Source organism: Pseudomonas defluvii, assembly GCF_001695625.1.
Lineage (GTDB): Bacteria > Pseudomonadota > Gammaproteobacteria > Pseudomonadales > Pseudomonadaceae > Aquipseudomonas > Aquipseudomonas defluvii.
On sequence record NZ_MBPN01000140.1, the window covers coordinates 1 to 10,273 of the forward strand.

Sequence of the window (10,273 nt, forward strand, 5' to 3'; positions counted from 1 at the left end):
CCATTTGCTGTCATCCTTTCGAGGACGACAGCTTAAACTACCCCGTAGTCACTGTCTCAAAAGGTGGATCCACTATAATGCTTCCATGGCAGGGAACGAACTGCGGGCCTCCCATCATTTGATTTCATCGATCTAGTAGTTGTCTGTGAAACAGTCGGCTCTCTGCGCTCACGGGAGCGGAGCATCGCTGTTGATAGTGTCTTGATCAATTGGCAAAGAGTGACTTTTTCTCGGGGAGTGAAGAGATGAAATCTGTTTCGAGTATAAGCAAAGTTGCAACCTTGCTGGCTGACCCAAAACGTAGCGCCATGCTCTGGGCGTTGATTGATGGGATGGCTCGGCCTTCGGAGGAACTGGCCGTAATGGCCGGGCTGACGCCCTCCTCGGCGTGCGCACATCTGGCCAGGTTGTCGGCTAGTGGCTTGTTGAAGCTGGAGGCGCGTGGACGTAAACGTTACTTCAAACTCGCAACGCCAGAGGTTGGGGCAGCCGTTGAGGCGCTGGCCAGTGTTCAGGTTCTCGGGCTTGAGGTGAAAGGCAGCGCTGCCGAAAAAGGCAACCCCAGCATTCCCTTGTCGATGCGTCGGGCACGTTTGTGTGGCGATCACCTGGGAGGCGAGTTGGCGGCCGATCTCTATCAGCGGTTACTTGACTGCGGGTGGTTGGAGTTGGTCGAGCAGCAGCTTGAAGTGACTCAGGAGGGGCGTGTGGAGTTTGCCCGTCTGGGCATTTACATTGAAGCGTTGGCTCAACGACAGCGCAAGATGGGCGTCCCGTGCAATTGTTGCACTGAATGGAGTGAGCGGCGTCCGCATCTGGGCGGGGCGTTGGGAAGCAGCGTATTAAAACTGTTTATCCAGTCTGGTTGGGTTCGCGTGAATGATGATTCACGCGCCTTGCATGTCACCTCAGTCGGTATGCACAAGATTCGTCAAATGGCTCAACCCGTCGTGGCCAAGGTGGCTGGCTGAAGGCCGTTATCCGTTAGTGTCGCGCGCTAGTTTGGGGTAGTGGCTGGACAGCCACTACCCCATCTGGGCTCAGGCCTTGATCAGACGTGCATCCAGGCTGTTCTGCGCCAGGCGACGGGCCTGGTCTTGGGTCATGCCCAGGTGGGTGTACAGGGCATGGAAGTTTTCCGTGACGTAGCCGCCGAAGTAGGCCGGGTCGTCGGAGTTGACCGTGACCTTCACTCCGCGCTCGAGCATGTCGAGAATGTTGTGATGGCTCATATGGTCGAACACGCAGAGTTTGGTGTTGGACAGTGGGCAGACGGTCAGTGGAATTTGCTCATCGATGATGCGTTGCATCAATCGCTCGTCCTCGATGGCCCGAACCCCGTGGTCGATACGCTGGATTTTCAGCAAATCCAGTGCCTCCCAAATGTATTCCGGTGGGCCTTCTTCGCCAGCGTGGGCTACGGTCAGGAAGCCCTCGCTGCGGGCACGGTCGAATACCCGCTGGAACTTGCTGGGTGGGTGGCCGAGCTCCGAGCTGTCCAGGCCAACGGCAATGAATGCATCGCGAAAGGGCAGCGCCTGATCCAGCGTTTTCTGGGCTTCTTCCTCGCTCAGGTGACGCAGGAAACTGAGGATCAGGCCGCTGCCGATACCCAATTGCTTGCGGCCATCTACCAGTGCGCGGTCAATGCCGCTGAGCACTACTTCAAAAGGAATGCCGCGGTCGGTGTGGGTCTGAGGGTCGAAGAACGGCTCGGTGTGAATCACGTTCTGTGCCTTGCAGCGTTGCAGGTAGGCCCAGGTCAGGTCGTAGAAGTCCTGCTCGGTGCGCAGTACATCGGCGCCTTGGTAATAGAGGTCGAGAAACTCCTGCAGGTTGTTGAACGCGTAGGCCGCGCGCAGGGCTTCGACATCGTTCCAGGGCAGGGCAATCTTGTTGCGTTCGGCCAGGGCGAACAGCAACTCGGGCTCCAGCGATCCCTCCAGGTGCAGGTGCAATTCTGCTTTGGGCAGCGCGTTAAGCCAGTCGTACATAGTCGTTTCTCTTCAGGTACAGATGCCGTCATTCTAGCGTGCCTGCACACTGCTAGGATGAGTGATCACGACAGTAATCCCATCGATGGCGCTGTATATGCCATCGATGAGAGCGTGCATTGGCTTCAGTTGCTTAGCCTGCCATCAACGCCGCTGCAGCCTGGCGATGGTTGGCGATGAGTGCTTTGAGGTCCAGGCCATCGATGTGCCCATCGATGACACGCCAGCGGCCACCGACCATCACTCGATCAGCGCGGTCTGCGCCGCACAGCAGCAGGGCTGAGAGCGGATCGTGGCTGCCTGAGAAGCGCAGCTCGTCGAGTTTGAACAGGGCCAGGTCGGCCTGTTTACCCGGCGCCAGTTCGCCGATGTCGTTGCGCCCGAGCAATTGTGCAGAGCCTCGGGTTGCCCAGCCCAGTACCCGTTCCGGCGTAATGGCTTGTGCACCATAGCGCAGGCGTTGCAGGTATAGGGCCTGGCGAGTTTCCAGCATCATGTTGGAGGCATCGTTGGATGCAGAGCCATCCACACCCAGCCCGACCGGCGCACCGGCATGGCTCAGGTCCATGGTCGGGCAGATACCCGATGCCAGGCGCATGTTGGAACTCGGGCAATGGCAGATGCCCGTGCCGGCTTTGCCGAGGCGGGCGATTTCATCGGGGTTGAAATGAATGCCGTGGGCCAGCCAGGTGCGTGGCCCAAGCCAGCCGACACTGTCCAGGTAGTCGACGGTGCGCAGGCCGAAGCGTTGCAGGCAGAAGTCTTCTTCGTCCAGGGTTTCTGCCAGGTGTGTATGCAGGCGTACATCCAGATCTTCCGCCAGGCTGGCGCTGGCCTGCATGATTTCGCGGGTGACCGAGAAGGGCGAGCAAGGGGCCAGGGCAATCTGGATCTGCGCGCCGTCGCCACGCTCATGGTAGTTGTGGATAAGTCGCTGGCTGTCCGCCAGGATCACTTCGCCCTGTTGCACAGTTTGCTGCGGCGGAAGCCCCCCATCGGCCTCGCCCAGGCTCATCGAGCCGCGTGTGAGCATGGCACGCATACCCAGTTCCCGCACACTTTCGACTTGCACATCGATGGCCTCTTCCAGGCCTTCGGGAAACAGGTAGTGGTGATCGGCTGCCGTTGTGCAGCCCGACAATAACAGTTCAGCCAGCGCAACCTGGGTGGCCACTTTAAGCCGCTCGGGGGTCAGACGAGCCCAGACCGGGTAGAGCGTTTTGAGCCAGGGGAACAGTGGCTGGTTGACCACCGGCGCCCATGCGCGGGTGAGGGTCTGGTAGAAGTGATGATGGGTGTTGATCAGCCCGGGCAGCAGTACGTGCTCGCTGGCATCGAAGATGTGATCGCAGGGTGCGGCGGGAGATTGTCCCAAGCCAAGAACTTCGTGGATACGGCCATTTTCGATCACCAGGCCGCCGCGGGCGTCAAGGGTGTTGGCGGTGAAGATGGCGAGGGGGTTTTTCAACCAGATGCGGGTCGCAGGCATGGTGCCGGCTCCTCTGAAAGTGGGTTCAGGTTAGCCAGCTCAGTTTTGCCCTGTCTGCTGATCCAGGTCCGCCATGGAGGCGAGACCTGGAGTCTACTGTTTCAGCGGTGGTGATTCAATTCACCAGATCAGGGGCTCGCCTTTGTAGTTGATGAAATACAGGCCGCCCCGGCCGCTGTTTGCCTTGACCTGTTCAACCATGCCACGGGTGCTGGTGGCGACATCAATTTCGGCGCCTTCGCCGCCCATGTCGGTCTTGACCCAACCCGGGTGCATGGCCAATAGAGTCAGGCCGGGGATTTCCAGGGGGGCGTAGAAACTGTTGATCATGGAGTTCAGCGCGGCCTTGCTGGCTTTGTACAAGGCCAGCTCTGGTGCATCGGGAATGCTGATGCTGCCAAGGATTGAGCTCATGAAGGCGATCACGCCACCTTCTGTCTTTACCTGATGGGCAAAGCGCTGGGCGACACGAATGGGGGCTACAGCGTTGGTCATGAACAGTTGACCGACCTCATCGAGGTTCGCGTGCTCGGCGTTCTGGTTGTCCGGGCCCTTGACGCCGGCATTGATGAACAACAGGTCGAAGGTTTGCTCCTTCAGGCGCTGTTGAAGCGCGTCAAGTTGGGCGCTGCTGTTCATCTCCAGTGTCTCGACCTGAACATTCGACACTGCGTTCAGCGCAGCGGCTTTTTGCGGGTCGCGGACGGTGGCTACGACGTTCCAGCCTTCTTCGTTCAGACGCTGCACCAGGCCAAGGCCCAGGCCGCGTGACGCGCCAATGATCAATGCGTTTTTCTGGGTGCTCATGCGTAGGGTTCCTTTCAAGGAGGCGCACGGCATTGCCGCTCACACTGCAGGGTTGAGGGCATTTACCAATGCATGTGCCGAGGCTCATTTGGGAGTGGCCTTGAAGCATACTCCAGCCTTCAGCCAAGGTGCAGTTCGGTCGCGATGACGCGGCGGGGCGCCTTCGTCATGACGTTGCACTGAGTGTCAGGATTGTTCAAAAAACAACCAGCTTGCCACAGGCGTGACCGTACAAGCGCTTGGCTAAGGCGTACACGGTTTATCCACAGGTTGCTCCACAGTATCTGTGTGCAAGGCGGAAACAGGGGTATAAGCGTCAGTGGGCAGTCTTCGATTGGCTATAAATCAACCTAAGCGTCTGATTTTCGGGCAATTGAAGCGCTGTCATCAAATGTTGATCAAAATATGATCGTTTGCTTGCAGGCCACGTTTTAAAAGGGCTGTAGAGGAATGCTCAGAGCTTATCCACAGCCAGGCCCACAGTGGATGTGGGCAACTGTCAGGTACGTTCCAACAGGATCCGGCCGCGGCTGAGGTCCGCCAATTGGCGCTGGAGAGGCTCGATGTGCGCTTCGCCAAGGGCAATCTGCACGTCGACGCCATTGGCGGTGAATTGCTCATCCAGCACCAGGCCGTCGACTTCTGCGACGCGTAGTTTGAGCAGTGCCAGTTCGCTGAACGTGCAACTGCAGCGCAGGCCGACTCGGCTGACCAGGCGTCTTTTATCGGCCTGCTGCAGGCACTTGTTGGCGCCACCACCGTAAGCCCGTGCCAAGCCTCCAGTACCTAATTGAATACCGCCGTACCAGCGGATCACCAGCACAACGACCTGGTCGCAGTCCTGGGCTTCAATGGCGGCGAGAATTGGCCGGCCTGCGGTACCACCAGGCTCGCCATCGTCGCTGCTACGGTACTGCTGACCGATTTTCCAGGCCCAGCAGTTATGGGTTGCAGCCAGATCACTGTGTCGCTCAATGAATTGTTGAGCTTCAGTTGGGCTACTGATCGGGCCTGCGAGGGTAATGAAGCGGCTTTTACGGATTTCTTCGCGAAACTCGCAGGTGTCCAACAGAGTTGAAGGCATAAACGATGTTCAATTGGGAGGTATCAGGCCACAGCCTTTGAGGATGATGTGGATAAGGTTGTTGCTGGCTTCTTCCATGTCCTGCTTGGTCAGGCGGCTACGGCCGGTGACCTGGCAGATCTGGGTCGCGAAGTCTGCGTAGTGCTGGGTACTGCCCCATAACAGGAAGATCAAATGTACTGGATCGACGGGGTCCATCTTGCCAGCGTCGATCCAGCTCTGGAAGACCGCTGCCCGCCCCTGGAACCAGGTGCGATAGTCCTGGTTGAAGTACTCGCTCAGGCACTGGCCGCCACTGATGATCTCCATGGCGAAGATGCGTGAGGCTTGTGGGTTGCGCCGCGAAAACTCGATCTTGGTGCGAATATAGTTGCTCAGCGCAACAGCGGGATCGTCATCGCTGTTCAGGGTGTTGAAGGTGCTGTCCCATAGTTCGAGGATGTTGCTCAGCACCGCAACGTAAAGCCCCAGCTTGTTGGTGAAGTAGTAGTGCAGGTTGGCCTTGGGCAGCCCGGCGTTCTGCGCAATGGTGTTCATGCTGGTGCCTTTGAAGCCATGGCGGGCGAACTCGTCTTCGGCGGCCTTGAGAATAGCTTGCTCGTTCTTTTGGCGTATGCGACCAGCAGGTTTGCCGGAGGCTGTCAGGCGATGCGCAGGGACTTCCAGGGTCATGGGGCGTTTCCGGAAAATACGAAGTAAATGCAGAGCAACAGATAACCCAGTCACGGCTATCAGGCAAGCATCTACCCGCTAAAAAACGCAATCTTCGTGTTTTTTTGGGTGTTTGGTACTGCTGTGCCAGCCTCTTAGCGGGTCGCGGCAAGGCTTTCCAGAAAGCTCTCCAGTACCAGGTGTGGTCGGCGGCCTTTACGGGTTACCCAGGACAACCCCAAATCATAAAAGCGTTCGCTGGCTTTGAGGGCTCGCAATCGTCCCTGTTGTACCCAGGAACTGGCGTAATGGTCTGGCAGATAACCGATGTAGCGCCCAGTCAGGATCAGAAAGGCCATGCCCTCGCGGTCCGAGGCACTGGCGGTGCAGTTGAGCACTTGATAGTGAGCCTGAATGTCGGCGGGCAAGCGAAACGTCGGTGCAATGGCGTCCTGGGTGTTCAGGCGTTCGTCGTCGAGCTGGCGATCGTCGACGTAGAACAATGGATGCCCCACGGCGCAGTAGAGCAGTGAGCGCTCGCTGTACAGTGGCTCGTACTCCAGCCCGGAGAGCGGGCTGGTTTGTGGTACCACGCCAACATGCAGGCTGCCGTCCAGCACACCTTGCTCGACCTGACTGGGTGCAATCATGCGGATCTGGATACGCACGTCGGGGCCACGATCCTTGAGTTGTGCCAAGGCATGGGTGATCCGCATGTGTGGAAGGGTGACCAGGTTGTCGGTCAGGCCGATGTTCAACTCGCCTCGCAGGTGCTGGTGCAGACCGTTGACTTCGGTGCGAAAACTTTCAAGTGCGCTGAGCAACTGAAGCGCAGATTGATAGACCTCGCGGCCTTCCTCGGTCAGCGAGAAACCGGCACGGCCCCGTTGGCACAAGCGCAGGCCAAGGCGCTGCTCCAGGTCGCTCATCTGCTGGCTGATTGCTGATCGACCAATGCCCAGTACGTTCTCGGCAGCCGAAAAGCCGCCGCACTCCACCACGCTGCGGTAGATCTTCAGCAAGCGAATATCGAAATCACTGACCTGGGCAAGGGGCTCCGGGCGACGGCTCATAGTTTAGTGCTCGGTTATCTAAAGATTAGAAAAGTAGGCTTTTTCAGACTTTATAGCCGTGACAACTTAGCTGCAACAACACATATCACCCAATCGCCTTGCGAGGTTTGTCCGATGAACATGCCTGAACACGCACCGAACGGTCTGGCCAGCCAGCTCAAGCTGGATGCGCACTGGATGCCGTATACCGCCAACCGTAACTTCCAGCGTGATCCGCGCCTGATCGTCGCCGCTGAAGGCAGTTATCTGACCGATGACAAGGGCCGCAAGATCTACGACGCACTGTCGGGCTTGTGGACCTGTGGTGCGGGCCATACCCGCAAGGAAATCCAGGAAGCCGTGTCGCGTCAGTTGGGTGTCCTCGACTATTCGCCAGCCTTCCAGTTTGGTCATCCGCTGTCGTTCCAATTGGCCGAGAAGATCACCGACCTGACCCCGGGCAATCTTAACCATGTCTTTTATACCAACTCGGGCTCTGAGTGCGCCGACACCGCTGTGAAGATGGTGCGTGCCTACTGGCGCCTGAAGGGGCAGGCAACCAAGACCAAGCTGATCGGTCGTGCCCGTGGCTATCACGGCGTGAACATTGCCGGTACCAGCCTCGGCGGGGTGAATGGCAACCGCAAGATGTTCGGCCAGTTGCTGGACGTCGATCACCTGCCTCACACCGTGCTGGCCAGCAACGCCTTTACCAAGGGTATGCCTGAAGAAGGCGGTATCGCCCTGGCTGATGAGATGCTCAAGCTGATCGAGCTGCATGACGCCTCGAACATTGCTGCGCTGATCGTTGAGCCGCTGGCAGGTTCTGCAGGCGTATTGCCGCCACCGAAGGGCTATCTGAAGCGTTTGCGCGAGATCTGTGACCAGCACAACATTCTGCTGATCTTCGATGAAGTGATTACTGGTTTTGGTCGCATGGGGGCGAACTTTGGCGCTGAGGCCTTTGGTGTTACGCCAGACCTGATGTGTATCGCCAAGCAGGTCACAAACGGCGCCATTCCGATGGGGGCCGTGATTGCCAGTACTGAGATCTACCAGACCTTCATGAACCAGCCGACTCCCGAGTATGCAGTGGAGTTCCCCCATGGCTATACCTACTCGGCGCACCCAGTTGCCTGCGCGGCAGGTATTGCGGCCTTGGACCTGTTGCAGAAAGAAGGCCTGGTTCAGGCTGCCGCTGAGCTGGCGCCGCACTTCGAGAGCGTGCTGCACGGCGTGAAGGGTGCGAAGAACATCGTTGATATTCGTAACTACGGCTTGGCGGGTGCGATCCAGATTGCTGCGCGTGACGGCGATGCCATCGTTCGCCCTTATGAAGCAGCGATGAAACTGTGGAAAGCCGGTTTCTACGTCCGCTTCGGCGGTGACACCCTGCAGTTCGGACCAACCTTCAACGCTAAGCCGCAGGAGCTGGACCGTCTGTTCGATGCAGTCGGCGAAGCGCTGAACCAGGTCGACTGAGCCCTTCTATATATAAGTAGCAGGCGCGGGCAGCCCCGCGCCTGGACTAGCACCCTCTCTGGAGTTCTGCATGAGCATTGTTCAACATTTGATCAACGGCGACCTGGTGTCTGGCGGCGAACGTACCGCCGAGGTCTTTAACCCATCCACTGGCCAGGTTATCCACAAGGTAGCGTTGGCCAGCAAGGAAACGGTCCAACAGGCTATCGATGCCGCCAAGGCAGCGTTTCCGGCCTGGCGCAATACACCCGCGGCTAAACGCGCTCAGATAATGTTCCGCTTCAAGCAACTTCTGGAAAAGAACGAAGCGCGTATCTCCCAGTTGATCAGCGAAGAGCACGGCAAGACCCTGGAAGACGCCGCTGGTGAACTGAAGCGGGGTATCGAGAACGTTGAGTTTGCCTGTGCCGCACCCGAAGTACTGAAGGGTGAGTACAGCCGCAATGTCGGCCCGAACATTGACGCCTGGTCCGACTTCCAGCCGCTGGGTGTGGTTGCCGGCATCACTCCGTTCAACTTCCCAGCCATGGTTCCACTGTGGATGTACCCACTGGCCATCGTTTGTGGCAACTGCTTCATCCTCAAACCGTCTGAGCGTGACCCAAGCTCGACGTTACTGATTGCTCAACTGTTGCAAGAGGCTGGCCTGCCTGACGGTGTGCTCAACGTGGTGCACGGCGACAAGGTTGCCGTGGATGCCCTGATTGAAGCACCTGAAGTCAAAGCACTGAGCTTTGTAGGTTCTACGCCAATCGCGGAGTACATCTATAAAGAAGGCGCTGCCCGTGGCAAGCGCGTACAAGCGCTGGGTGGTGCGAAGAACCACGCAGTACTGATGCCGGATGCCGACCTGGATAACGCGGTCAGCGCACTGATGGGTGCCGCTTACGGTTCCTGTGGCGAGCGTTGCATGGCGATCTCGGTTGCCGTATGTGTCGGTGACCAGGTCGCTGATGCATTGGTGGCCAAGCTGGTGCCACAGATCAAGGCGCTGAAAATCGGTGCAGGCACTTCCTGTGGTCTGGACATGGGGCCGTTGGTTACCGGGCAGCATCGCGACAAGGTGGCAGGCTATGTGGAAGACGGTCTCAAGGCCGGTGCCGAACTGGTTGTTGATGGTCGCGGCCTGAGTGTCGCCGGTCATGAGGAAGGCTTCTTCCTGGGGGGCTGCCTGTTTGACCGCGTGACGCCAGAGATGCGCATCTATAAAGAAGAGATCTTCGGGCCAGTGCTGTGCGTCGTACGGGTTAACAGCCTGGAGGAAGCAATGCAGCTCATCAACGAGCACGAGTACGGCAATGGCACATGTATCTTCACCCGCGACGGTGAGGCCGCTCGCTTGTTCTGCGACGAAATCGAAGTGGGTATGGTCGGTGTCAACGTGCCGCTGCCGGTACCGGTGGCTTACCACAGCTTTGGTGGCTGGAAGCGTTCGCTGTTCGGTGACCTGCATGCATATGGCCCGGATGGGGTGCGTTTCTACACCCGCCGCAAGGCAATCACTCAGCGCTGGCCACAACGCGCCAGCCATGAGGCTTCGCAGTTCGCATTCCCAAGCCTGTAAGTGCGGCTAGAAAGAGAGGGGAGGCCGTAAGGCCTCCCCTCTCTTGTTTTGGCCTATTTGGGCGTGATGCATAGAAAAGTTGAATTTAAGCCTTGACGCCCCGTTCCATCTCTCTATAATGCGCACCTCTTTCGGCGCAGTCGAAGCGGA

9 protein-coding genes are annotated in these 10,273 nt (G+C 58.2%); 3 read left to right on the forward strand and 6 right to left on the reverse strand.

The annotated features are described in order from the left end of the window. The first annotated feature begins 245 nt into the window (after positions 1–245). Complete coding sequence (locus EKA13_RS24115) at positions 246–971, forward strand: ArsR/SmtB family transcription factor (RefSeq protein ID WP_065761671.1); 726 nt, start codon at positions 246–248, stop codon at positions 969–971. Between the two features lie 69 nt (positions 972–1,040). Here EKA13_RS24115 and EKA13_RS24120 read toward each other — a convergent pair whose 3' ends face one another. From EKA13_RS24120 to EKA13_RS24145, 6 genes are all read right to left on the reverse strand, one after another. Next, positions 1,041–1,994, reverse strand: coding sequence for an adenosine deaminase (locus EKA13_RS24120; RefSeq protein ID WP_065761672.1), 954 nt, complete (start codon positions 1,992–1,994; stop codon positions 1,041–1,043). A 133-nt stretch (positions 1,995–2,127) separates the two neighbouring features. Next, complete coding sequence (locus tag EKA13_RS24125) at positions 2,128–3,483, reverse strand: 8-oxoguanine deaminase (RefSeq protein ID WP_065761673.1); 1,356 nt, start codon at positions 3,481–3,483, stop codon at positions 2,128–2,130. A 120-nt stretch (positions 3,484–3,603) separates the two neighbouring features. Then, positions 3,604–4,290: an SDR family oxidoreductase gene (locus EKA13_RS24130; protein ID WP_065761674.1), complete on the reverse strand. Its 687-nt coding sequence runs from the start codon at positions 4,288–4,290 to the stop codon at positions 3,604–3,606. A 499-nt stretch (positions 4,291–4,789) separates the two neighbouring features. Next, positions 4,790–5,374: an IMPACT family protein gene (locus tag EKA13_RS24135; RefSeq protein ID WP_065761675.1), complete on the reverse strand. Its 585-nt coding sequence runs from the start codon at positions 5,372–5,374 to the stop codon at positions 4,790–4,792. Positions 5,375–5,383: 9 nt separating this feature from the next. Next, positions 5,384–6,046, reverse strand: a complete 663-nt coding sequence (locus EKA13_RS24140; protein WP_065761676.1) for a TetR/AcrR family transcriptional regulator — start codon at positions 6,044–6,046, stop codon at positions 5,384–5,386. A gap of 134 nt (positions 6,047–6,180) precedes the next feature. Beyond that, positions 6,181–7,098: a LysR family transcriptional regulator gene (locus EKA13_RS24145; RefSeq protein ID WP_065761677.1), complete on the reverse strand. Its 918-nt coding sequence runs from the start codon at positions 7,096–7,098 to the stop codon at positions 6,181–6,183. A gap of 114 nt (positions 7,099–7,212) precedes the next feature. Between EKA13_RS24145 and aptA the strand changes: the two genes are divergently transcribed. After that, entirely contained in the window at positions 7,213–8,559 is a 1,347-nt protein-coding gene (gene aptA / locus EKA13_RS24150; protein WP_065761678.1) for an omega-aminotransferase AptA, read from the forward strand. Between the two features lie 70 nt (positions 8,560–8,629). Next, positions 8,630–10,123, forward strand: a complete 1,494-nt coding sequence (locus EKA13_RS24155; RefSeq protein WP_065761679.1) for a CoA-acylating methylmalonate-semialdehyde dehydrogenase — start codon at positions 8,630–8,632, stop codon at positions 10,121–10,123. The last annotated feature ends 150 nt before the right edge of the window (positions 10,124–10,273 follow it).